This is a genomic window from Paraburkholderia bryophila, assembly GCF_013409255.1.
Taxonomy (GTDB): Bacteria; Pseudomonadota; Gammaproteobacteria; order Burkholderiales; family Burkholderiaceae; genus Paraburkholderia.
The window spans coordinates 4,421,302-4,445,599 of the sequence record NZ_JACCAS010000001.1; the positions used below are offsets into that span (position 1 = coordinate 4,421,302).

Here is a 24,298-nt window from a genome sequence, read left to right on the forward strand (position 1 = left end):
TGCGAAGGCGCCGCATGGGATGCGAAGCCGCGCCGCAAACGGCTAGCGGCTGCCGCCTGGAAAGGCCCGGCGCGGGGTCGGCGGGGCAACGCCGGTTGCGCTGCTGTCGATGGCGGAGCGCTCGGCGGCGCCCTGCACGGCAGATGCGCCGGATGCACCAGCCGCGCCCGATGCACCCGATCCACCCGATGCACCAGCCGCACCACTAACCGTCCGCCCAAGCACACCACCGCGCAGCCCGCACAACGTATCGATCGACCGGCCGCGTTGCGTCACCGTGGCGGGTTTATCCGCATGCAGCCACAACAGCGGAAACAGCAGATTGAAGCGCTGCACCCGCTCAGGCGGCGGCAGCCGCGTCACCCCCTGCGCACCCGAGCCGCCCACATGCTCACGCAATGCGGCCACGCCCGAATTCGCCCCCGGCAGCGCCCCCGCAAGGCTGCCGATGCGCTGCTGCACACCGAGCAGATCGATCGACTGTTCGAGCACGCGCGCGTCGAGCGGCATCTGCGGATTGGCGGCCAATTGCTCGCGCAGGTTCAGCATGTCGCCGCGCCACGCGTCGCGTACCGCCGCAGCGCGCACACCTTCCTGACCCGGCTGCCCATACTGCGCGGCGACCGCGTCGAGCCGACCGGCCGGCGGCGGAGGCACCGCGCCGCGATCGCCGCGCGCCTTGATCGCGGGCGCCGTGCCGGTGCCGTGCTCGTCGCTGTGATCGCCTTGCGACTGGCCACCGCCACCACGTCCACCGCCGTCGCGGTTCACCTTATGACCTTCCGCGTGATTCGCTTCGGCGTCGTCCGGGCCGTCGTCGTCGAGGCCGGCGCCATTACTACGCTGTTTTTTGGCCGCGCGCCGCTTGCGCGCCAACTGGTCGGCCATGCGTTTCGCGCGCACCGAACTGACCGACGGTCCGTGCTGCGCGTCCGACCCATACGTGAAATTAGTGGTGCCGCGATACAGCGCCGCGAACTGCGCGCCGTTGCGCGCGCCTTGCGCATTGGCCGATTTCTGCTGCGCATCGGCGGTGTGCTGCGCGTGCGCCGCAGCCGCGTCGTTACCCTGATGAGAGATGCGGCTCATATCGATCGCCTCGCAAATTGGCCCGCTCGGGCGGAAAGGGCGGGCAGGGCGGGCCGTGCGGGCCGCGTCACAGCGGCACGGCGGCCTGCATCATTTCGTTGGCGAAGTGCAGAATCGCCGCGCACGACAACGGCGCGGCGACCACGATCACCACCGTCACCGCGATCAGCTTGACCGCGTGCGACAAGGTTTGATCCTGCATCGACGTGATCGCTTGCAGGAACGACACGCCGAGGCCGACCACGGCCGCGACGATCACCGCCGGCAGCGACACGGTCAGGCACAGCAACATGCCTTCGGTCGTGAAGCGGATCAGCGAATCGATTTCCATCTGGATCTCCGAAGGCGACGCCGCGCTATTTGTAGGACATCACGAGGCCGTGAATCAGCGTCGACCAGCCGTCCATCACCACGAACAGCAGCAGCTTGAACGGAATCGCGACGTTGGTCGGCGTGACCTGGTTCAGGCCCATCGCGAGCAGCACGTTGGCGATGATCAGATCGATCACGATAAACGCGATGTACAGCAGAAAGCCGATCTTGAAAGCGTCGGTCATCTCCGTCAGCGTGAAGGCGGGCGCGAGCACGATCAGGTCGTCTTCCTTGATCTGCGCGGCTTCTTCCTTCGGCCACACTACCGAGGCCGAGCGCAGGAAGAAACGCTTCTCGCGCTCGTTGGTGTGCTTGACGAGAAACGCGCGGAACGGTTCGCGCGCCGCGCCGAACGCCTGGATCAGCGCTTGCGACGGTTGCGTCGCGAGTTGCTGGCCTTCGAGCGTTTTCGCGGCGAGCATGCCGATCGGCGCCATCACGTAGATCGAGACGAGAATCGCAATGCCGTTGAGCACCATGTTCGGCGGCACCTGCTGCACGCCGAGCGCATTGCGCAACAGCCCGAGCACGACGACGATCTTCGCGTACGAGGTGACGACCATTGCAACGAAGGGCAGCAGGCTGATCGCGACGACGACCAGCAGCAGCCCGGTGATATCACTGAATTGGACCATGCCTATGCGCCATGCGAATGATACGGATACCGAGATGCTCGCCGACCGTCACCAGCTCGCCATAGCCGATGGTCTGGCCATGCGCGACGAGCCGCAATTGGGCGTCCGCTGCTGGGACGGGCAGTTCGAGCACATAACCTGGGCCGAGCGCCGACAACTGGGCGAGCGGTAGTGCCACCGTATCGATCTCGAACTGCACGGGCAGCTCGAGCTCACCGATCCGGATCGGATCGGCGGGGTCGTCGATGGCGAGCCCGGCGTCGGCGCTCGCCGGGTCAAGCTCTTCTGACATGTTCGGCTCCTTGACGATGACGAGCGATTGCCCGTCGATTTCCACAGCGGCACACACACGGGTGAGCCCGGGGGTTCCCCACGCGGCGACGGCACGCAGCCGCGCGCGGGGTGCAGATGATGAATCGTGCGATGTGCCGGGCAGCGCCGCATCGAGCGAGGGAAAGGTGGCGCGCAACAGCACGTCGCCGGGTTCGAGCGCATGCAGCGTGTCCACCGGCAGGCGCTTGACGCCGAGGATCAGGCTGCCCGGCACGTCGAGTTCGACGGTGGGATGGGCCGATTGATCGTCTGACTCGAAGGCGGCGCGCGGGTCGGTGTTCGCGGCGACGACGGCGGTGGCGACGGCGACGCTAGCGGTGCTCGAAGCCTGCGCCGCGGCGCGGGTATGCAGCAGCCGGTCGAGCAGGTCGTAACACGCGGCAGGCGCGCGCAGCGCGGCTTGATAACGGCGCCCGGCAAGCACGAACGACAGCGCGATTACCGGTGCGACCACTGGCGGGGCGGCATGAGTCCGGGCCGTGACCTCGCGCAACGGCCGCGTATCGTCGAGACGTCCACGGCACACATCGGCGACGCGTAGGTCCTTGAAACCGGCACTGCCGAGTCGCGTCAGCAACGGCTCCAGCACGACGCCCGCCACGGCCTGGCGCAACGCGGCATCGGCGGGCGGCTTCGCGCTCAGCGCGTCGCTGTCCGGCCACGCCGCGATCGACAGCGCCGGATACGCATGCAGATCGAGCGCCAGATGCAGGCTGACCGGTGCGCCGCCGTCAGGCGAAGCGAGTGTCAGGTCGACGATGCCGGGGTCCACATACGTAGCATCGAAATCGCGCGTGCTGGTCAGCGCCGCTTGCCATTCGGTGATGCCGAGCGTCGTGCGCAGATGACCGGCCAGGCGCGTATCGCAGACGGTTCGCGTGATCCGTGCAGCGGGGCGCGTGATGGCCGGCATCGTCAGCGGCGCGATGCGGGCGTTTTGCGTTTCGCCGGAAGCGGCAGCGTGCGCCGAGACCGCCGCCGTGGCGGTGGCCGTTGCTGCCACCGCAGGTGTAGCACTCGCCGTTCGCCGCGCCTCACTCCGCACTCCATCGCCCGACGACGCAGCCGGTTCCGTCGCGCACGCACGCTCACCGGCCGCATGCGGATCGGCGATGGCTTCGTCTTCGGTCGTCGGCTCGTCGAGCGGATAGATCATGCGCAGAGAATCTGTCACCAGACAGTGAGTTCGATGTCGCGGGCTTCACCCCACGCGCGCAGCAAGGTGTCGAGTTCTCGCTCGAGCAGTGCGCTGTGTTCCAAGAGTAATTGCCTCGCGACGGTATCCGTCGTGTCGAACCGAAGCTGCAGACTGAAACGCGAAAGCGTCAGATACAGCGTGGTCTGCGGCAGCAGTTTCTGATCGAGCGGCAGTTGCACTTCCCAGTTGCCGGCTTCGGCAATCGACGGATCGCCGCAGAACGCGCCGATCTCGCGGGCCAGCGAGCCGAGCAATTGCACGAAGCGCTGCTGCTGCCGGTAGACGGCAGACACGACGGGCTGCGCGGCGTCTTCGACGCGCGAGCCGATCGCGAGACGTTCGGTTAGGAGCGTATGGCCCGCGCTCGCTGCGCCATTCGCGCTGGAACCTGCGCCGTCTTCGGTCGCTGGCGAGCCGCTGCCGTCTTCGTGAGCGAAGAACGGGCGCGGCGCGGCAGGGATCGATGCGTGCTCGGCGACTTCGGCGTCGTCCGAGGGTTGACCGTCCTGCGAGCCGGTATCCGCATCAGCACCGGCCTGGTGATTCAACCGAAGCACCGCACGCCGACGTCCAAGCAGCGACGCGTAGTCGAAACCGCGACCGCGTGACGCTGAGCGCGCAGCAGCGTCGTCGTCGGGCGTGCCGTTGTCCAACTCGCCCGGAATCACGCGCACGTGGCGCGACACGATATGCGTCATCGCCGCGGCCTCAGATCGACACGCGGCCGAGCGGCCGCAACTCGACGTGCTCGCCGAGTTCCTGATACGAATACACCGCGAGCCAGCCGAGGCGCGCCTCGATCATGCGCCGCACGTAACGGCGAATATCCATCGACGTCACCAACGCCACGCCCTCGCGCGGCGTCGCGCCCACGAACGACTGGATCTTGTCGATCAGCAACGTGGCTTCATCCGGCGGCAAGGCGAGGAAATTGCCGGTGGGCGTTTGCTTGATCGACTGGCGAATATGCTGCTCGACCGGCATGTCGAACAGCACCGCCGACAAGGTCCGCTCGCCGCTCGCCGCCCGATGCGCAAGAAAGCGCGAGAGATCGCCGCGCACGTACTCGGTCAGCATCAGCATGTCTTTTTCTTTCGGTCCCCAGGTGATCAGGCTTTCCATGATCGTGCGGACGTTGCGGATCGAAATCTGTTCTTCGAGCAGCCGGCGCAGCACGTCGGCGATCCGTTGCGGCGGCAGGACTTTCTGCACCTCGGCGACCAGACCCGGATAGTCGTTCGCGAGCTGGTCGAGCATCCATTGCACTTCCTGAATGCCGAGAAACAGCGGTGCATGCCGCCGCATCAGCGCGACGCAGGCATGCGCAATGGCCTGTTCCGCGCGCCATACCGGCGTCTTCGGCGGCACCGCGCGTTCTTCGAGCCAACGTGTCGGCGCGCCGCTCGGATCGATCGGCGGACCGGCTTCGGCTTGTGCGATGAGCGCGTCCAGCGCCGCGCTTTCCTCGGCCGTCAGCGTGACGGCGGCAGCCGAATGTGCGAGACGGCTCGCTTCGGGCAACATCACCTTGCCGGCGGGCAGTTCGATAGTCCGTTGCGGCACGTCGTGCACGAGGATCTGACAGGTGGACGCCGGCAGCGCGGCATAAGTCCACATGGTGATGCCGGGAAACGGCAGGCCGAGTTCTTCCTGCAGCCGCGCGCGTTCGCTTTCGAACGACTTGTCGAGCGCCGGCATGGTGAGCCGGGCCACGAGGTCGGGGGCGATCCGCACACCGAGCGGGCAGGTGAACTGCGGCGCGCGCGCCAGAATAACCGGCACGTCGATCTTCGAGCCCGAGCGTTGCATGGCGTGCAGCGATTCACGTTCGTGGCTGCTCTGCTGCGGCTTTTTCGCGTCCAGCCGCCACGCGGTGAACGCAAGCGAGCCGGCCAGCAGCAGGAACAGCGCGGCGGGGAAGCCCGGCACCGCCGCGAAACCGAGCAGCAGCACCGCCGCGAAATACAGCGCGCGCGAACTGGAGCCGAGCTGGCGGCCGATTTCATCGCCGAGCGAAGCGGGTTTCGCTTGCCGCTCGTCGGCGACGCGCGTGATCATCACGCCGGCCGCGACCGAGAGCAACAGCGACGGAATCTGCGACACCATCGCGTCGCCGACCGACAGAATCGAAAAGCGGTTCGCCGCTTCGCCCGCGCTCATGTTGTGATACGCCACCCCCACCGCGATCCCCGCGACGATATTGATCATCGTGATGATCAGCCCAGCGATCGCGTCGCCCTTGACGAACTTCATCGCGCCGTCCATGCCGCCGTGCAACTGACTTTCCACGGCGAGCGTCGCGCGCTTGCGGCGGGCTTCCTCGGCGCTCAGCAGATTGGCGCGCAGGTCGGCGTCGATACTCATCTGCTTGCCGGGCAGCGCGTCGAGCGTGAAGCGCGCGCCGACTTCCGCGACCCGCTCCGAACCCTTCGCGATCACGATGAACTGCACCGTGGTGATAATCACGAACACCACCAGGCCGACCACCAGATTGCCGCCCACCACCAGTTCGCCGAAACTCTCGATAATGTGACCCGCTTCGGCATGCAACAGAATCGACTTGGTCGACGCGATGTTCAGCGACAGCCGGTAGAGCGTCGTGAACAGCAGCAGCGAAGGAAACGCCGACAGCGACACCACGTCGGGCACGTACAGCGTCACCATCAGCAAGGTCACGCTGATCGCGATGTTCACGCCGAGCAGAATGTCGATCAGCGTCGGCGGCAGCGGCAGGATCATCAGCGAGATGATCGCGACGATCAGGGCGACGATGCCGATTTCGCCGCCGGCAGGAAGTTTCAGTGTCTTCAGCATGGTGGGTCTCGTCAGTGGAGGGCGGGCGGCGGGGCGGTGGCGTCGTGCGAAGAACCGGACGACGCGGCGTCGGCGTCGTCGAACGCCGGCATGCCGGCCGAGCGCCGCGCGCCGATCGATTCGACCCAGCGCAGAATCGCCGCGACGGTCTCGAACAATTCTTCGGGAATCGGCTCGTCGAGGCCGACCTTGTACAGCGCGCGCGCCACCGGCGGATTGCCGATAATCGGCACGCCCGCATCGCGCGCCGCACGGCGCAGTTCGGCCGCACTTTCGTCCATGCCCTTGGCGATCACGCGCGGCAGCGGATGTTCGTCGGGGGCGTAGCGCACAGCGACCGAGTAGTGCGTGGGATTGACCACCATCATGTTGGCCATGCCCACTTTCGACTGCGGCGGCGAGTTCAGAATCTCGCGTGCGAGGCGCCGCCGTTCCCCCTTGATGCGCGGATCGCCCTCCTGATTCTTGTGCTCGCGTTTGACCTCGTCCTTGGACATCTTCATCTTCTTGAGGAACATGAAGCTCTGCAGCTTGACGTCCGCGGCGCCGACCAGCACGAACACTGCCGCGGCCACCATGAACAGCTTGATCAGCAACTCCCAGAACATCCGCACCAGTCCCGGCAGCGGCTGATAAAGCGAGCCGACGATCAGCGGAAACAGCCATTTGATGGTCTGCCACATCACGCAGAACACGATCGCCGCCTTGACGATCATCTTCGCGCACTCGATCAGCGTGCGGACCGAGAAGATCTTCTTGAGGCCCGCCATCGGACTGACGGCTTTCGGGTCCGGCGTGATCGGCTTGGTGGAGATCTGCATGCCGACCTGGCCGATCGAACCGGCGATCGCGGCGAGCGCCGCGATACACACGCACGGCACGATCGCCGAGAGGGCGAGGCCGCCGAGCCTGTACAACTGGGTCTGCATATTGGTCAGCGAATGATCGCCGTCCACGAACCCCGTGGCGATCAGCACCGTTTCGCGCAGCACGTCGCTGAAGTGGCTCGCGCCCGCCATCAGCAACAGCACGACCGCCGACATCGAGATCGAGTCGGTCAGATCGCTGCTGCGGGACACCTGTCCTTCCTTGCGCGCGTCTCGCAGCTTTTTCTGGGTTGGCTCTTCGGTTTTTTCGTCGCTCATGTCGGCTCGGTCGCGATTGGAGAGGGCGCTGGGTAGACGCTGGGCGGACGCTGCGCGTGCCGGGGGGCGGGTTCACGCGTCGAGCGTGACGGACGCCGCGAGGGACGCTTGAGACCCCGCCTGACGATAGCGCTCGCGCCGGCCACGCGCGCCGGGCGAGGCGAAGCGGCCGCACGCAGCGCGAAGCACCCGCGCGGCTTCGCATCCGGTGCGGCGACTTCGCATCCGGGCGTTGTCCGCCGCGCGGCGGTTGATATGTTTGCGTCATCCTTCCCGACCTGCTGCAGCCCGCAAGGTCGATTTCAACGCTTCCGTCAGGAGCCCATCGCCATGACCGTCAGCACGCCGGATTACCTGAACTGCAGCCCCGATGTCGTCGGCGGCCTGATCGAAACCGTCTCGACCGCCTTGCTTAGCCACTTCCCGAAAGTGTCGGCCGATCCGTACGACATCGAACTCGTGCTCGACGCGCTGCGCGTGCTGCGTCCGCGCGTCGCCGAAATCGATACGCTCGACGGCATCCTGCACATGGTGCGCGGCCACTGGGACGACGCCATTCACGTGCTGCGCCAGGTCGGCGAAAACGCGCCGCGCTTCGGCTACGCCAAGGCGCTGCTCGCCTTCTGTCTGTCCGCCAAGGGCGACCCCGACTGGAAGCAGTGCGCGGCCGAAGCCATGGCCGACAATCCGACCCGCGATACGCAGTCGCTGGTGCGCGCGCTCGAAGCCCGCGAGGATCTGCTCAACGCGATGAAGGTCAAGCGCGCGGGCGGCCAGTTCGTCACGCCGAAATCGTGCGAGACGCTGGCGGAGTTCGACGCCGAGACCGCTGAAGGCGCCGAAGCCACTGCCGCCGCCGGCACGGCGGAACCGGTCGCGCATGCTGCGGTGGCGGCCACGCCCGCGCCGCTCGACTACGCGAACCAGTCCTTCCTGCGCGCCTGATTGCGGAGCCGCATATGACCGTCAATGCCACCACGACCGCCCTGCAGGCGTCGCTCGATCAGATGTCGCAAAGCGCGGCCGCCGGGCCCGCCGCGCAGACTTCGCCTGAACTGGCCGACAAGTTCCAGTCGCTGATGCAGAAGGGGCAAATGAGCGCGCCCGCCACGCCGCAGCAGGACGGCACCGCGGTCGCCTCGAAGCTGGTCGCGACCCAGGACGCCGAGCTGCAACACACCGTCAACGACGCGCTGCAACTGGCGCAGCAGGCGCCGAACATGACGATGAACGAGATGAGCGCCGGCACCATTCGCATGACGCTCGAACTCGCCAGCACGCAGCTCGATCTGGAAGCGAAGATGGGCGTGGTGGATTCGTCGAAGTCGGCGATCGAAACGTTGATGAAGAACCAGTAACGCTGCCACGGACGCCGCCACCATGTTCGACCGATTGCCCACTGCGCGAGCCAGCCGCCGCGCCGCGCCGTTGCTCTGCGTGCTCGCGCTGTGCATCGCGCTCAGCGGCTGCAAGAAGGAGTTGTACGGCAATCTGTCCGAGCAGGACGTCAACGAGATGGTGGTGGCGCTGCTCGAACGCGGCGTGGATGCGTCCAAGGACACCTCGGATGCCGGCAAGACGTGGTCGCTCGACGTCGACGATACGCAGATGGTGCGCGCCATGGAGGCGTTGCGCGCGCGCGGTTTGCCGCACAGCAAGTTCGACGACCTCGGCGCGCTGTTCAAGAAGGACGGCCTCGTTTCGACGCCGACCGAGGAGCGCGTGCGCTTCATCTACGGCACGTCGCAGGAGTTGTCGTCGACGCTGTCGAAGATTGACGGCGTACTCGTCGCACGCGTGCAGATCGTGCTGCCGAACAACGATCCGCTCGCGCAGACCATCAAGCCTTCGTCGGCGGCGGTGTTCATCAAGTACCGGCGCGATTCCGATATCGGCGCCCTGGTGCCGCAGATCAAGACGCTGGTGATGCATAGCGTCGAGGGCCTCACCTACGATCAGGTCAGCGTCACCGCCGTCGCGGCCGACCCGGTCGAATACTCGCAACAGCCGCAGAGCGGCGGTATGCCGGCTTGGCTGCTGGGCGTGCTGGCGGGTGTCGTGGTGCTGGCGGCCACCGCGCTGCTGGTGCTGGCGCGCCGTGGCGTGCTGGCCGGGCGGCCGCGCGCCGACGCGGCGGGCGGCGACGGCGCGGCGAGCGGCCGGCTGGGCGGATTGCTGGCGCGCCTGCGCCGCTTGCGACCCGCGAACTGAACGGGCGACGCGGCAACGATGAACGCGCCGACCGATCTGCCTTTCCAACGCGTGGCCGCGGCGCTCGATGCGTATCGCCGCAACCTTGCCACTGTGGCCCGCTGGGCCGATCCCTCGTGGAGCGCCGCGTTGCTCGGCGCCGACGCCGCGCAACTGGAGGCCTGGCGCGGCGCGCTCGAACGCGCTGGTGCGGCGGCCGTCGAAACCTGTTCGCAGGCGCTCGCCGATGCCGCGGGCGTTAAACCCCCTTCATTCGCCGCTCTGACGCAAAGCGCGCTCAAGGCGTCGGCCTCCGGCGCGGCTCAACCGAACGCCGTGCTGCTCGACGCGTTGCCGGTGCGGCACGCGCTGCAGGTGCTGTGCATGCGCGCGTTGTCGTTCCGGCGCGCGGAAGCACGCCGTCTGATCGACAAACGCACGCGCTCGCTGCTCGCCGAGTGGACCGGGGTCGGCGTCGACCGTCTCACGCAGGACGCGCATCTGGCCGACGCGCCCGATATCGCGCGTCTCGCCACGCGCGCGGCGATGCCGCCGCTGACCGCGCTTGATGCGAACGCGCTCGCTGTCGAAGGTTGCGCGTTGCTGTTGCGCGATCTGGGCAGCGCAAGTGCAGCGCAGGGCATGCATGACGCGCAGGGAATGTACGCGGCGAACGCGGGACACGCGGCCGGCGAAGCCAACCGGCTGCCGTTCCCGTTACTGCGGCTCGCGTTGCCGCGCGTGCTGCCCGCGCCGGCCTGGCTCGCCGCCGTCCCCACAGCGCTCGATGCGCCCGGCTCGGCGCGCCTCTTCGCGCGGCTGTCCGATCTGCTACCGGAGTTTGCATGGCTATTTGGTTGAAGCACGCTCGCTCCGCTTTTGGTGAGAACGATGCACAGGGATGGGTCGCGCGCGTCGGCGTGTCGACGGATGTGATTCCGCGCGCGACCTTCGGTGAACTGGTCTCGATCGACGAAGCCTACGCCGCGCTCGCCGTTGAACGCGAGGCCTTGCTGGCCGACGCGCGCGACGAAGCCGCACGCGTCGTTGACGCCGGGCATGCGCAGGCCGCCGAGATCGCCGCGCAGGCGCAGCGCGATTACGACACCGCTAGCGAGCAGGGCTACCGCGACGGCTGCGATCGTGCGCTGGCCGACTGGATGCAGCGTCTCGCTGACGTGGCCGACGCGCAGAGCCAGTTGCAGATCCGCATGCGCGAGCGGCTGGCGCAGATCGTCGCGTCGGCGGTCGAGCAGATCGTGCGGGTGGAGCGTCACGAAGCGTTGTTCGAGCGGGCGCTCGCCACGGTCGATCGCATCGTGGAAGGCGCGACCTATCTGCGCGTGGCCGTGCACCCCGACGACTACACCGAAGCCAAAGCCACCTTCGACCGGCTCGCCTCGCGCTGGCGTGATCTCGGCCAGCCGATTCCGCTGTCGGTGATCGCGGATAAACGGCTCGATCCCGGCAGTTGCGTCTGCGAGTCCGACTTCGGCACCGTCGACGCGAGTCTCGACACGCAATTGCGCGCCATGCGCAGCGCGGTATCGCGTGCGTTGAAGCGTTCGGTGGAAGTGGCCGACGCGCAAGGCGAAACACCATCGCCTGACAGCGCGGCCGACGCGCGCACCGACGAGGACGCCGCATGAGCACGCCGTGGCTGACGGGCACGGTCGATTTCGACCGGCTCACCGACGAGATCGAACGCGAGATTCTGGCCGAGCCGGGTGTCACGCGGACCGGTAAAGTGCTCGAAGTGATCGGCACGCTGATCAAGGTCGCCGGACTCGATCTGTCGCTCGGCGAGTTGTGCGAGTTGCGCGCGGCGAACGGGACCTTACTGCAGCTTGCCGAGGTGATCGGCTTTACCCGCGACGTCGCGTTGTTGTCGCCGTTCTCGCGGCTGGAAAACATCTCGCGTTCGACCCAGGTGATCGGCCTCGGCCGTCCGCTCTCCGTCAAAGTGGGCGACATGCTGCTCGGCCGCGTGATCGACAGCCTCGGCGAACCGGTCGACGGCGGCCCGCCGATTGAGTCCGACACGCTGCGGCCGATCTTCGCAGCGCCGCCTGCGCCGATGAGCCGCCGCATGATCGACGCACCGTTGCCGACCGGCGTGCGCGTGGTCGACGCCATGATGACGCTGGCCGAGGGACAGCGGATGGGGATTTTCGCGCCGGCCGGCGTCGGCAAGAGCACCTTGCTCGGCATGTTCGCGCGCGGCGCTTCGTGCGATGTCAACGTGATCGCGCTGATCGGCGAACGCGGCCGCGAAGTGCGTGAATTCGTCGAGTTGATTCTTGGACCCGAGGGCATGGCGCGTTCGGTGGTGGTGTGCGCCACTTCCGATCGCTCGTCGATGGAGCGCGCGAAAGCGGCCTATGTCGCGACCGCGATTGCCGAATACTTTCGCGACCGCGGCCAGCGCGTGCTGCTGATGATGGACTCGCTGACGCGCTTCGCTCGCGCCGGCCGCGAGATCGGCCTCGCCGCCGGCGAACCGCCTGCGCGGCGCGGCTTTCCGCCGTCGATTTTCGCCGAATTGCCGCGCCTGCTGGAACGCGCGGGGATGGGCGAGACCGGTTCGATCACGGCGCTCTACACCGTGCTCGCCGAAGACGACAGCGGCAGCGATCCGATCGCCGAAGAAGTGCGCGGGATTCTCGACGGCCACATGATCCTGTCGCGCGAGATCGCGGCGAAGAACCAGTATCCGGCCATCGACGTGCTGGGCAGTTTGTCGCGTGTGATGCCTCAGGTCGTGCCGGACGATTATGTGCAGGCGGCCGCGCGGATTCGCGAATTGATGGCGAAGCATCGCGAAGTCGAGATGCTGTTGCAGATCGGCGAATACCAGCCGGGCATGAACGCGCTGGCCGACGAGGCGATCGCCAAGGCTGACGCGATCAAGGCGTTCCTGTCGCAGCGTACCGGCGATTACGCGGCGCCGCAGGACACCGAGGCGCAGCTCTACGACCTGAGCGGGCTCGGTGCATGAGCGCGTCGAAAGGCATGCAACAGCGGCGCATCGTCGCGCTGGAACGATCGTGCACGCGGCGTCGCCGTCTCGGCGAGACTTTGCGTGCCGCGCTCGCGGCGCAGCGCAATGCCCACGCGCCGCTCGAAGCCGCGCGCGACGCGAAGCAGGCGCAGTTCGCGCACGAAACCGGCGTGCTGCGTTTTTACGAGCATCGCATGGACGGCATGATGACGGGCACCGAGCCGTTCTCGCTCGACGACTTCAACAATTGCCGCTTGTATATCGGCGTGGTGAACGACCGGTTGCGTCTTCTCGAAGCGGAACTCGCGCAAGCGGAAGCCGCCGTGCAGGCGAATCTTGCGGCGATTGCGCAGACGCAACGCGAGATCGCGTTGAATCAAGGTCGCATCGATCTGTGCGGCGAGCGGATTCACGACATTCGCCGCGCGCAGGACAACGCCGAGAGCGACGCGAGCGACGAAGAGGCCGAAGAAACCGCGCTCGCACGACGCTTCCACGCACGCGGGGCGCACGCATGAACGACATCGCTTCCGCGCTGCCGCAACTCGGCGCGCTGCTGGTCGGCTACATCACGTTGATCGGCGTGTGCTCGTTGCGTCTGTTTATCGTGATGTTCATCTTTCCGCCGACCGCCGACGGTCTGCTGCAAGGCGTGGTGCGCAATGCGGTCGTGCTGCTGTTCAGTTCCTATGTGGCCTATGGTCAGCCCGTCGCGTTCATGCAATCGCTGCACGGCGTGATGCTGCTCGAAGTCGGTTTGCGCGAGGCGCTGATTGGGCTCGTGATCGGCTTCGCGGCGTCGATCGTGTTCTGGGTCGCAGAAGGCGCGGGCACCTATATCGACGATCTGACGGGCTACAACAACGTGCAGATCACCAACCCCACGCGCCAGGAGCAATCCACGCCGACCGCCACGCTGCTCGGGCAGATTGCCTCGGTGGCGTTCTGGGCGCTTGGCGGCATGACCTTTCTGCTCGGCACGCTGTACGAGTCGTATCACTGGTGGCCGATTGTCTCGGCGGCGCCGAACGTGTCGAACATTCTCGAATCGTTCGTGCTCGCGCAGACCGATTCGCTGATGCAAACCGTCGCCAAGCTCGCGGCGCCGATGATGTTCATTCTGCTGCTGATCGACTTCGCGTTCGGCTTTGCCGCGAAGTCCGCCTCGAAGCTCGATCTGATGACGCTCAGTCAGCCGGTCAAGGGCGCGGTCACGGTGCTGATGCTGGCGCTGTTCGTCGGTGTCTTCGTCGATCAGGTGCGCGATCAGGTCACGTTGCGCGGTCTCGCCGCGGAGTTTCGCGTGCTGTCTGATTCGACGAAGACGCCGGATGCATCGCAAACACCGCGCACGCCGGATGCCGCCACGCCGACGAACCACCCTTGAGCTTGCGTTGAGAATGTTGCATGACGTACCGCATAAATCGCTGCGTCGCAGCGAGATCGCGGCAAAACTCAAACCTTCTCAAACACGCCGCGAATGTCAGATTAATTGAAATTTCGCTCGAGCCGCCTGGCTACATTGACTCCACCGACGCAACGCGCTTGCCGCCTGCGACGCGTTCCCGCACTCAGAGGAGTCGTCCATGCTTTCGATGCTTTATTTCCCCGTGGTCTCCGCGCTCGCGACACCGACGCCGTGTGCTAACACCGCGCCGTCCAGCCGCTTCCTGGACACCTTGCTCGACGGCAAACTGAACGCCGCGAGCCAGCTCGCGAGCCGCTGGACCGATGAAGCCGGCAATGCCGATTTCGCGCCTCACGCGCTGCAATTGCACGCCGATCTGCAACTGATGCTGGGTATCGAAGTCGAGGCGGAAGAAAACTATCGCCGGTCACAGAAACTGATTCGTTCGTCGAAGCACGCGATCCGCACCGCATCCTGCCGGAATGCCGCCTGGCAGGCATTTTTTCGTCATCGGCTAGGCACGGCGCTCGCGTGTTTTTCGCGTGTCGCCGACGAGCCCGAAATCGAGCCGGCGCGTGCCGTGGAGGCCCACTTCGGGATGGTCTGCGTGCTCTATGAACTGGGTCGCACCAGCGAAGCCGCCGACGCGCTCGACGATCTGATCGAACGGGTGGAGCGCGACCTCGACGATACGCAGGGCGATTGGCACACGCTGCTCACGACCTTGCGTTTCGACTTCGCCGTGCAGGCGGAAGTGCGCGGCGCAACGGCGCTGCGCGATCACGTCTACTGGCACTCGGGTTTGTCGAGCGAACGCGCGCCGCGCCCAGGCCAAGGCACGGATGCGAGTGTCGACGGTCTCGCGCGAGCGGTGTTCGGCGTGCGCTCGCCGTTGCTGCGTGCGCGGATCGACTACTTGCAGCAATTGAGGCTGGCTGCGTGTGCGGATCGCGATGCGATCGGCGAATTGCAGCGGCATTTGCAATGGTCGCGCGAGCAGGGACTCGCCGACTATCAGCGCACGCTGCGCCTCGAAATCGCCCTTGCGACACTGGCCGGCGCGGCGCCGCATCTGGCGTGCTCGATTCTCGAACCGCTGCATCAGGTCGGCCGTAACGGCACGACCGGCCACCGTCAGCTCGAATACCTCTACTGCAGCGCGAAAACGCGTCAGGCCGAAGGGCGCGCGCAGGAATCGCTGCAGCTTTACAGCCGCTATGCGCTGGTCGCGATGCAGTGCCTGCGCGAAGACTCTCAGGTCCGCGCGCCGTTCCTGCAGCGCAGCGCGAAAGCCTCCCCGCAACTGGACGACGTGGGCGCGCGTCTGCCGGCCAAGTATCGCCGCGCCTACGTCTACGTGCTGGACAACCTCGACCGGCGCGATCTGTCGGTGCGCGAAGTGGCCGCCGAAATCGGCGTGACCGAGCGCGCCCTGCAAAGCGCCTTCAAGAATTTCCTCGGACTGTCGCCGACCGAATTGATCCGCCGTCAGCGCATGGAACGGATTCGCGCGGAACTCACCGACCGGTCGTATTCGAGCGAGCGCGGCGTGCTCGGCGCGGCCAGCAAATGGGGCGTGCAGAACCGTTCGACGCTCGTCAACGGCTATCGCAAACAGTTTCACGAAGCCCCGTCCGAGACGCTCGAACGATAGCGCGGCCACGGCTGCTTACTGCGGCCCACCGCGGCGGTGCGAGCGGGCATTCATCATTTTTCTTTCACCTTCACACAGTCGACTCCATGAAATCGAAGACGCTGTTCTGCGCCGCGTGGCTCGCGGCGTCCCTTACGTTGGGCGCGCTGCAACCCGCGAGCGCCGCGCCGGTGCGCTGGCGCGGCACGACCGTACACATTGCCGTCGAAGGCAAGGATCTGAAAGACGTGCTGCGCGATTTCACCGCCAGCCAGGGCGTGGCCGCATCGATTGCGAGCAATGTTCAGGGCGCGGTGACGGGGCGTTTCGATATGTCGCCGCAACGCTTTCTCGATACGCTTGCGTCGACCTTCGGCTTCGTCTGGTTCTATGACGGCAGCGTGCTGTCGATCAGCAGCGCCAACGACGTCACGCATCAGGTGATCAAACTCGACCACGCGTCCGCCAGCGATCTACGTGCCGCGCTGCACACCATGAGCGTCGACGACGCGCGTTTCCCGGTGCTTTATGACGAAAGCGCGGGGACGGCGATCGTCAACGGGCCGCCGCAATATGTGCAGATGGTCGGCGAGATCGCGAAGCGGCTGGACGAGAACGCCAGCCGCCGCAGCGGCTCGGTGATTCGCGTGTTCAAACTGAAGCATGCGTGGGCCGCCGATCACAAGGTGCAGATCGACGGCAATACGATCACGGTGCCGGGCGTGGCGACGGTGCTGTCGAACATGTATCACGCGAAGCAGGAGAAGGGCGGAGGCGGTGGGCAGTCGCAGACCTCGGTGTCGCCGAACCTGCAGCGCGTCCCGCCGATGACCGACGTCAATGGCGGCAACAACGGCGGCGGCCAGGTGAACAATCCGCCGTTGCCGCCCAACATGGCAGGCGGCGATGGTTCCGCGCTCGGCGGTCTGGTCGGCAATGCGCAGCCTTCGAATTACGGTAGCAGCGGCGCCGTGGGCTACGCGAATACGCCGGGCTCCTCGGGGATGAGCCAGCCGAGCGGCGGCGATCTGACGTTGCCGATCATGCAGCCCGATCCCACCACCAACTCCGTGCTGATCCGCGATACGCCGCAGCGCATCGACCAGTACGCGTCGCTGATCGAACAGCTCGACACGCGGCCCAAGCTGATCGAGATCGAGGCGCACATCATTGAAATCGACGACGACCTGCTCAAGCAGATCGGCGTGGACTGGCGCGCGCATAACAGTCATCTCGACTTTCAGACCGGCAGCGGCACGTATCAGCAGAACAGCTACGCGAACGGTTCGATCAATCCGAACTTCGGCACCTCGACGCTCGCCGACGGCACCACGGTCGTCTCGGCCACGCCGGTCGGCGCGTCGATTACCGCCGTATTGGGCGATGCCGGGCGTTATCTGATGGCGCGCGTCAATGCGATGCAGAGCAGTTCGAAGGCGAAGATCGACGCGTCGCCGAAGGTCGCGACGCTCGACAACGTCGAAGCGGTCATGGACAACAAGACCAGGTTCTTCGTGCGCGTGTCCGGCTATACGTCGGCGGATCTATACAGCGTGTCGACCGGCGTGTCGCTGCGCGTGTTGCCGATGGTGGTGCAGGAAGACGGCCAGACGCGCATCAAGCTCGAAGTGCATATCGAGGACGGCCAGCTCACCGGGCAGCAGGTCGACAATATTCCAGTGATCACCAGCAGCGAGATCAATACGCAGGCTTTTGTGGGCCAAGGCGAGAGTCTGTTGATCGCCGGTTATAGCGTGGACAACAACTCGAACGGCATGACCGGCGTGCCGGGCTTGTCGAAGATTCCGCTTATCGGTGCGCTGTTCCGTTACAACAATGACGAGCGCTCGCATATGGAGCGGGTCTTCCTGTTGTCGCCGCGAGTGCTGGATCTGTAAGCGGGTGGGCTGAGGCTGGATCGACGCAGAGCAGGGGGCAAGGCGGTGATGGTCGCGCTTGCCCCTTTTCAGCCGCTGCCTAGCGGCGTCGTGCGTTGCCGCCCAACAGCGCGGCGGGAATCGAGAACGAGGTCAGCGCGACCGATGCCTCGCCGTCCGAAGCCTCCGCGCCGGCCGCCGTAAAGCCCGCCAGCCGATGCACGACGTGCGTCGTACCGCTGTGCCACATGGCGGCATACTGGCCCCACGGTTGCGCGTTGCGTGCCGTCTCACTGTCTTTTGCATGGATGTCCGCGCGTACCGGGCGTGCCGTCTGCGTGGCGCAGTCGCTCGCGATTTCCTCGCGCGCGCTGTATACGGCCTGGGTGATCGCGACGATCGCATCCGCGGTCCGCGTGGCTCGCGTGCTTTGTGTGGGTTGTGTGGCTTGGGCGGTCCGCGTCAGATCCGCCGCGATCACCTCGCCCTCTGCCCGGCCGTCGCACAACTCAACGCGATAGCCGTGCGCATACATCGTGCGGAGTTGCACACCGGACGCACCGTTCAACGCCAGCTTCTTGCGCAGCTTGTAGATGTGCTGCTCGAGCGTGCGTCCGACGATATCTTCCGTGCTGCTCCAGATCGCACCCGCAATCTGCCGGCGGCTCACATACTCGCCGGCGCGCGAGAACAGCAGCCACGCAATCGCGAATTCGCGCACCGTCAGGCGGATTTCCTGATCGTCGACCAGTACGGTGCCCGTGCGCCGGTCAAGCCGGTACGGTCCGAGTTCGACCCAGTCTTCGGACTGCACCGGTGTAGGCGACTGGAAGCGGCGTAGCGCCTGGTAGGTGCGTGCTTCGAGTTCGCCGCGGTCGATCGGCGAGAGCACGACGTCGTCGGCGCCGATTTCAAAGGCCCGCGCGATGCTGTCGCGATCGGCAAACGCGCCGATCACGATCAACGGCGCGCGTCGGTCGCCGTAACACGCGCGACGGGCGAACACGGCGCGCGTCGCGTCGATCCCCGTAGCGGCGTCGACAAGAATGGCGTGATAGTCCTCCCGATAGATCGCCCGGGATAGCGCGACGTCATCGAGGAAACGGCAGCATTCGATTGCCTCGTCGTGAAAGCATTGGCAAATCAGATTGAACAGACTGCTGCTGGTGGTCATCACGGCGAATTTCAACATGCCCTCCCGGGACTGATGCTTAAGGTTGCTTCCCAAACCATCTGGCGTGCCCCGAAAATTACGGCCCTTAAAATATCAGGGCTGTAACGAATTGTTTCGCTCTAAGAAGTAGAGAAAGTGCATGAAATTCAGGCGAAGGGTTTCGAATCGCTTTATGCCGGCCAATAAGGTTAAAGATGGCGCACGTTGAATGGAGATGAATGGTTGAACCGGTTTACGGTATCAATTTCACCCGATATGAATAGGGCCGGTAAAAGAGACCCAAATCGGCCGGAATCGCACGCGAAGCAAGGTTCGCAGCACCTTTCAGCGTTGCAAGGCCTATTTACTTTTGTTGAGAATCGCGCGACTGCGTTTTATGCGCATAGCTTCGGATTGGCATGAGTTTTTTTGAAACTGTGGGACAGCCGGCTACTTAGACTCGCATGAGGCGCCCGGAAAGCGGCGCCACGCTATTTTTTTTCATGCCGATTCCATTGCGAGTGCGTCCATGTCCTTTCTGCTAAATGCCTGGTATGTCGCCGCGTTCTCCCACGAGGTTCGTCCCGGCACGCCGTTTTCGCGCGCGCTGCTCGGCCGGCCGGTGGTGTTGTATCGCGATGCCGAACAACGCGCGATCGCGCTGGACGATCGTTGTGCGCATCGCTTCGCGCCGCTGTCGCAAGGCCGGGTCGTCGACGGCGTGCTCGAGTGCCCTTATCACGGTCTGCGCTTCGGGGCGAGCGGGCAGTGCGTACACAATCCGCACGGCGACGGCCGGGTGCCGGCGGGCGCGAAGGTGCGCACTTATCCCGCGCTCGAACGTTACGGCGCCATCTGGTTCTGGCCCGGCGACCCGTTGCGCGCCGACGAGGCGCTGCTGCCGTCGTTTCCGTTCGTCGATCCCGCCACGCACGTCACTCACGATGGTTATCTGCACACGCGCGCGCACTATCAACTGAGCGCCGATAACCTGCTCGATCTGAGCCACTTCCAGTTTCTGCATCCCGATACGCTGGGCAGCGAGGCGATCGCGCGGGGCGACGTGCAGTCGGGCAACCTCGGCGACATCGTTTGGGTGCGCCGCAGCGCGTACGACGAAGCACTGCAGCCGTTCGTCGCGCAAGGCTTCGGGATTCCGCCGGGGACGCGGGTGGACCGCTGGATGGATGTGCGCTGGACGCCGCCGGGGCTGCTGTCGATCGTGATCGGCGTAACCGCCGCGGGCATGCCGCGCGAAGCCGGGTTGATCGCGCCGTCGGCGCATTGGCTGACGCCGGAGACGGAGCGCACGACGCATTACTTCTTCGCGTTCGGTTTGCCGAAAGAGATGGGCGAGGCCGCGCACGAACTGGTGCGCTATGCCGTCGACGGGTTGATGAAGCCGTTCGAGTGCGAAGACCTGCCGATGCTCGAAGCGCAGCAGAGGAACCTCGGCGACAACGACTTCTGGGCGATGCAACCGGCGCTGCTGCCCATCGACGCCGGCGCGATTCGCGCGCGGCGCGTGATGGAGCGGCTGATCGCGGCGGAGCGGGCGGCGGGCGAAGTGCCCGCGCGCACGATCCCGATCACGCCGGTGGCGGGCGCTTCGCGAGCGGTCGCGTGATGGCGGTCGTTTTTGATGATGCGACGATGCGCGATGACGTACTTCGCGGCAGCGACGCGATGGATGAGGAAGTGCGTCACGGTAGCGACGCGACGGACGATGAAGCGCTTCGCGGCAGTGCTGCTACGGATGACGAATCGCTCAATGCGGTCTGGGTGGAATGCATCGTCGAGATGTTGAGCGCGGCCGGTGTGCGTCATGCGGTGTTGTGCCCAGGTGGACGCGCCAGTGCGATGTGCCTCGCGGTCGATGCGCATCCGCGTATCGCCGTCGAGATGGTCTGCACCGACGAGCGCAGTGGCGCGTTCGTCGCGCTTGGACTCGCGAAGGCGAGCGGGTCGCCGGTGGCGATTGTCACGACCTCCGGCTCGGCGGTCGCGAATGTGTTGCCGGCGCTGACCGAAGCGGACGCCGCCGATGTGCCGCTGGTGGTGCTGACTTGTGATCGTCCGCGAACTTTGCGCGGTACGGGTTTCGGGCAGATGGCGGATCATCTCGGCGCGACGCGCGCGTTCGTGCGCGCCCAGGCGGATCTGGGCGATCCTGTCGATTCGCCCCAAGCGGTGGAGCAGGCGAGGGGCAGCGTGGCGGCGGCGCTCGCGGCGATGGCCGAGGGCGTGGATGACATCGACGATGGCTTGTCGCGCGCCGATGCGCATCCACCCGCCAGGCGTCCGACGCGCGGACCGGTGCATGTGAACGTGCCGCTGGCGGGTGTCTACGATGCGGTCGAGACGCAGCCGGTGTCGTGCGAAACGGTTCGCGCGGCGCGTGCGCAGCGGGGGGCCGGTGACGTGGCCGGTGTCGTACGCGGGATGGTGACGCAGCGCGATGTCGCTGACGCCGCAGAAATTCAGGCGTTGGACGCGCAGGCCGCACGCGCGGTTGAGCAGGTGAACGAGCACGTGGTTGAACGGGCGCGCGTGAACGAGCAGGCGAACGGGCACACGAACGAGCAGGCGATTGACCAGGTCGTTGCGCGCGTGATGTCCCGCGTGCTGGCGAAGCGCGGCGACCGACCTTTCACTGAACGTCTCGATGGCTTGATCGTCGTCGGACCTGAACCCGGCGTGCCGCTTGACGCGATTTTCGCGCTGGCTGCGTCGAGCGGTTTTCCGGTGCTAGCCGATGCCGGCAGCGGACTGCGTTCGGGACCGTCCGCACTAGCGCCTCAGACGGCAGCGCGCGGCGCGGCGGGCGCGCTGATCGTCAACGCCTTCGACGTATTCGGCGGTGCCGCGCGGCTCGCGACGACGCGTGCGGAATTGATCGTGCGCTTCGGCCTCGCGCCGGTGATGCCGGTGCTGCATGCCTACCTCGAAACGCAGGCCGACGTGCCCACCATCAAGATCGCGCCGTGCCGTGTGGCGCATGACTATCTGCATCAGGCGCTCGATTCGCGCGATGTCGTGGTGGCGCCTTCGGTTAGCGCTTTGCTGGAGATGGGTCGAGCATTGGGCGAAGCGGTGCGCGGCGGGACGCATTTGCATGCGTGCAACGAAGCAAACACCGGAGCAAACACCCACCCCAGCCAACCCGCCGCGCCCGTTGCCTTCTCGTGGCGCGACCGCTGGGCCAGCGTCGCGAGCTACGGCGCGCGCGAGCGACGCGCTTTCGTCGCGTCGCTCGAATGGGGCGAAGTGTCGGCGGTGCATCGCGTGCTGGCTGCGCCGGGTTTCGCCTTCGTCCATCTCGGCAATTCGATGTCGATGCGCCATGCCGATATCGGCTACGACGTGCGCGCCACCCGCCAAGACATCTATGTCAATCGCGGGGTGAGCGGTATCGACGGCACGCTGTCGACGTTCATCGGCGAGGCGCTCGCACGTCGCGACGCGGGGCTGCTGCTGCTCGGCGATCAGGCGTTGGTCCACGATCTGTCCGCGTTGGCCAGCGCGCAGCGTGTGCAGACTCCCGCCTGCGTCTGCGTGGTCGACAACGGCGGTGGCGCGATCTTCGATTTTCTGCCGATCGCGCAAGCGCCGGCTTATCGGCGCGCGATCCGCAATCCCTATCGGCTCGACCTTGGTGCGCTGGCGCAAGGATTTGGATTGGCGCACCGGCGGGTCGGCACGCGTGCCGAGCTGGACGCGGCTCTCGCCGATGCCAACGTCCACGCTGGCGTGACCATCGTCGAAATCGCTGTCGAATCGTACTCCGGCGCGACGCAGATGAATCAACTCGCGCAAGCGTTGGGGGCGGCATGATGGATTGGGACGTCGTGGCCAGTCAGTTGGAGCGCTCGCTCGCGGCCTTGAACCGGTATGCGAGCGCGAGCGCGCCGGATGAAGTGTTTCTCGATGACTTGCAGCAACGCATCGGCGCGGCGCGGCGTGCGTCGGCGCGCGGGGGACCGCGTGCGCCGGGCGAGGGGCTAGGTGCGCCGAGCGCGGCAGTTGCGTCAGGTGCCTCAACTGCGGCAACTGCCTCAACTGCCTCAACTGCGCCAGGCGCCTCAAGCGCCGCGCCGCGTGTCCTCCTGCTCGGCTACAGCGGCGCGGGCAACACCGGCGCCGATCTGCGCACGATCGAAACGATCGCGCAGCTACGCCGCCTACTCGCGCCGCGCGTGCCGCAGATCACACTGTTCGCGCTCGGCGACTGCTTCGATCATCCACTGCTGGCCGACACGCCGCGCCTCACCCCGGCGCTACCTTATCTGCCCGATGCCCTCGATGCCGCCGTGCGCGAAGCCGACCTCGTGCTGAATGTCGAAGGCTCGACGTACACGTCGAAGTTTTCGGATTCGCTGGCGGGCGTGCTGATCGGCGGCCTTGCGCTCGCGCACGCGCATGGGCGGCCGGCGATTGCCTATGGCGTCGACAGCGGCACGATGAGCGCCGCGCTGACGCGCTTCGTCGAACGTAATGCCGATGGCGGCGAGATCATCTGCCGCAACGACGCGGCGCGGCAACAACTCGCGTCACTCGGTGTGCTCGCGCAGGCCGGCGCCGATACCGCATGGACTTATCGGGCGCGGCCTGAAGCAAGCGACGCGACGTCGCCCGCCGCGCGCCGCGTCGCGCTATGTCCGAACAATCCATTCTGGTGGCCGGTGCGCGCCGATGCCGCGCGCGCTCGTGAGCTCGACGCGCGTGGTGAAGCATCGCCGTTGCGTTATGGGCCGCTGCATTTCCACAGCTGGGACGCGGCGCGCGCCGAGGCTTATCACGCGTATCTCGATCGCTTCGCACAGGTCGCCATCGGCTTGCGGGAGCAGGGTTATACGCCGGTGCTGGTGGGCATGGAGCAACTCGACCACAGCGCCTGCGTCGATCTGGCCGCGCGGCTGCCGTTCGAGATCGAGCTCGTCACGCGTGGCCCGCGGACGCTCGACGAAGTGGCCGCGGCGGTCGCGCATGCCGCCTGCGTCGTGACGACGCGCTATCACGCGGCCGTGCTTGCGATATCGCACGGTGTGCCGGTGTTCGGGCTGTCGATGGACACGCGCATCGAGCGTTTGCTTGGCGAAGTGGGATGCCCGCAATGGAGCGCGGCTTGTGACGACGCGGACGGCGCGAAAGCCGCACTGACGGCGATCGGATCGCTGTGCCGCGACGAGGTACGCACCGCACTGATCGCCGCTTACGCAGACTATGCAACGTCGCAACGCGCCCGTATCGATGCGATGGGCCACAGACTGCGCGCAGCACTCGAAGGCTGAATGCAAATCGCGCGAGTGCACGGATGCATGCGCCTTGATGTGCCGTGCCACGACGCGACTCGACCTCGCCTGACCTGACCTGACCTGACGCGGCGCGACCCGCCGCACCGCGCCGCACCCATCCGTCCCGCATCAAAACTTCCCACAACCGTCATCACG

Annotated in this window: 21 protein-coding genes; 13 read left to right on the plus strand and 8 right to left on the minus strand. The window is 66.2% G+C overall.

The features are described 5' to 3' along the window. Window positions 1-42 precede the first annotated feature (42 nt). The 7 genes from GGD40_RS19895 to sctU all read right to left on the minus strand — a co-directional run bounded on the left by GGD40_RS19895 (window position 43) and on the right by sctU (window position 7,586). The gene (locus GGD40_RS19895) at window positions 43-1,089 is read right to left on the minus strand and encodes a hypothetical protein (protein WP_179744640.1); all 1,047 of its coding nucleotides are present in this window, start codon (window positions 1,087-1,089) and stop codon (window positions 43-45) included. A gap of 67 nt (window positions 1,090-1,156) precedes the next feature. Next, the gene (gene sctS, locus GGD40_RS19900; RefSeq protein ID WP_035546645.1) at window positions 1,157-1,420 is read right to left on the minus strand and encodes a type III secretion system export apparatus subunit SctS; all 264 of its coding nucleotides are present in this window, start codon (window positions 1,418-1,420) and stop codon (window positions 1,157-1,159) included. A gap of 25 nt (window positions 1,421-1,445) precedes the next feature. After that, window positions 1,446-2,096, minus strand: coding sequence for a type III secretion system export apparatus subunit SctR (gene sctR / locus GGD40_RS19905; RefSeq protein WP_035546643.1), 651 nt, complete (start codon window positions 2,094-2,096; stop codon window positions 1,446-1,448). Beyond that, window positions 2,080-3,603, minus strand: coding sequence for a type III secretion system cytoplasmic ring protein SctQ (sctQ, locus tag GGD40_RS19910; RefSeq protein WP_373565303.1), 1,524 nt, complete (start codon window positions 3,601-3,603; stop codon window positions 2,080-2,082). The genes sctR and sctQ overlap by 17 nt, the downstream gene beginning before the upstream one ends. Then, window positions 3,600-4,325, minus strand: coding sequence for a type III secretion system protein SctP (sctP, locus tag GGD40_RS19915; RefSeq protein ID WP_179744641.1), 726 nt, complete (start codon window positions 4,323-4,325; stop codon window positions 3,600-3,602). Before sctP ends, sctQ begins: the two co-directional genes overlap by 4 nt. 10 nt (window positions 4,326-4,335) lie before the next feature. Continuing rightward, entirely contained in the window at window positions 4,336-6,441 is a 2,106-nt protein-coding gene (sctV, locus tag GGD40_RS19920) for a type III secretion system export apparatus subunit SctV (protein WP_179744642.1), read from the minus strand. An 11-nt stretch (window positions 6,442-6,452) separates the two neighbouring features. After that, the gene (gene sctU / locus GGD40_RS19925; RefSeq protein WP_179744643.1) at window positions 6,453-7,586 is read right to left on the minus strand and encodes a type III secretion system export apparatus subunit SctU; all 1,134 of its coding nucleotides are present in this window, start codon (window positions 7,584-7,586) and stop codon (window positions 6,453-6,455) included. A gap of 330 nt (window positions 7,587-7,916) precedes the next feature. On the opposite strand from sctU, the gene GGD40_RS19930 reads away from it, so the two are divergent. From GGD40_RS19930 to sctC, 10 genes are all read left to right on the plus strand, one after another. Further along, window positions 7,917-8,531, plus strand: a complete 615-nt coding sequence (locus GGD40_RS19930; protein WP_179703754.1) for an HrpB1 family type III secretion system apparatus protein — start codon at window positions 7,917-7,919, stop codon at window positions 8,529-8,531. A 14-nt stretch (window positions 8,532-8,545) separates the two neighbouring features. Beyond that, window positions 8,546-8,944, plus strand: coding sequence for a type III secretion protein HrpB2 (locus tag GGD40_RS19935; protein ID WP_179703755.1), 399 nt, complete (start codon window positions 8,546-8,548; stop codon window positions 8,942-8,944). A 22-nt stretch (window positions 8,945-8,966) separates the two neighbouring features. Continuing rightward, window positions 8,967-9,797: a type III secretion system inner membrane ring lipoprotein SctJ gene (gene sctJ / locus GGD40_RS19940; RefSeq protein WP_179744644.1), complete on the plus strand. Its 831-nt coding sequence runs from the start codon at window positions 8,967-8,969 to the stop codon at window positions 9,795-9,797. Window positions 9,798-9,815: 18 nt separating this feature from the next. Next, a complete protein-coding gene (locus GGD40_RS19945; RefSeq protein WP_179744645.1) occupies window positions 9,816-10,637 on the plus strand; it encodes a type III secretion protein HrpB4 in 822 nt (273 codons plus the stop codon). Then, the gene (sctL, locus tag GGD40_RS19950; protein WP_179744646.1) at window positions 10,622-11,425 is read left to right on the plus strand and encodes a type III secretion system stator protein SctL; all 804 of its coding nucleotides are present in this window, start codon (window positions 10,622-10,624) and stop codon (window positions 11,423-11,425) included. Before GGD40_RS19945 ends, sctL begins: the two co-directional genes overlap by 16 nt. Next, window positions 11,422-12,774 (plus strand): type III secretion system ATPase SctN, encoded by a 1,353-nt coding sequence (sctN, locus tag GGD40_RS19955; RefSeq protein WP_179744647.1) that lies wholly within the window; start codon window positions 11,422-11,424, stop codon window positions 12,772-12,774. Before sctL ends, sctN begins: the two co-directional genes overlap by 4 nt. Then, window positions 12,771-13,295: a type III secretion protein HrpB7 gene (locus GGD40_RS19960; RefSeq protein ID WP_179744648.1), complete on the plus strand. Its 525-nt coding sequence runs from the start codon at window positions 12,771-12,773 to the stop codon at window positions 13,293-13,295. The genes sctN and GGD40_RS19960 overlap by 4 nt, the downstream gene beginning before the upstream one ends. Next, window positions 13,292-14,164, plus strand: coding sequence for a type III secretion system export apparatus subunit SctT (gene sctT / locus GGD40_RS19965; RefSeq protein ID WP_179744649.1), 873 nt, complete (start codon window positions 13,292-13,294; stop codon window positions 14,162-14,164). The genes GGD40_RS19960 and sctT overlap by 4 nt, the downstream gene beginning before the upstream one ends. Window positions 14,165-14,363: 199 nt before the next feature. Continuing rightward, window positions 14,364-15,839 carry a helix-turn-helix transcriptional regulator gene (locus GGD40_RS19970; RefSeq protein ID WP_179744650.1) on the plus strand — a complete coding sequence of 492 codons (1,476 nt, stop codon included), beginning with the start codon at window positions 14,364-14,366 and terminating at the stop codon, window positions 15,837-15,839. 86 nt (window positions 15,840-15,925) lie between these two features. Next, a complete protein-coding gene (gene sctC / locus GGD40_RS19975; protein WP_179744651.1) occupies window positions 15,926-17,716 on the plus strand; it encodes a type III secretion system outer membrane ring subunit SctC in 1,791 nt (596 codons plus the stop codon). A gap of 79 nt (window positions 17,717-17,795) precedes the next feature. On the opposite strand, the gene GGD40_RS19980 is transcribed toward sctC, so the two are convergent. Beyond that, window positions 17,796-18,887, minus strand: coding sequence for a response regulator transcription factor (locus GGD40_RS19980; protein WP_257030441.1), 1,092 nt, complete (start codon window positions 18,885-18,887; stop codon window positions 17,796-17,798). 490 nt (window positions 18,888-19,377) lie between these two features. Between GGD40_RS19980 and GGD40_RS19985 the strand changes: the two genes are divergently transcribed. The 3 genes from GGD40_RS19985 to GGD40_RS19995 are packed head-to-tail and all read left to right on the plus strand — an operon-like array spanning window position 19,378 to window position 24,139. Next, window positions 19,378-20,475: an aromatic ring-hydroxylating dioxygenase subunit alpha gene (locus tag GGD40_RS19985; protein WP_179744652.1), complete on the plus strand. Its 1,098-nt coding sequence runs from the start codon at window positions 19,378-19,380 to the stop codon at window positions 20,473-20,475. Between the two features lie 26 nt (window positions 20,476-20,501). Beyond that, the gene (locus GGD40_RS19990; protein WP_179744653.1) at window positions 20,502-22,682 is read left to right on the plus strand and encodes a thiamine pyrophosphate-binding protein; all 2,181 of its coding nucleotides are present in this window, start codon (window positions 20,502-20,504) and stop codon (window positions 22,680-22,682) included. Next, window positions 22,679-24,139, plus strand: a complete 1,461-nt coding sequence (locus GGD40_RS19995; RefSeq protein ID WP_179744654.1) for a polysaccharide pyruvyl transferase family protein — start codon at window positions 22,679-22,681, stop codon at window positions 24,137-24,139. Before GGD40_RS19990 ends, GGD40_RS19995 begins: the two co-directional genes overlap by 4 nt. The last annotated feature ends 159 nt before the right edge of the window (window positions 24,140-24,298 follow it).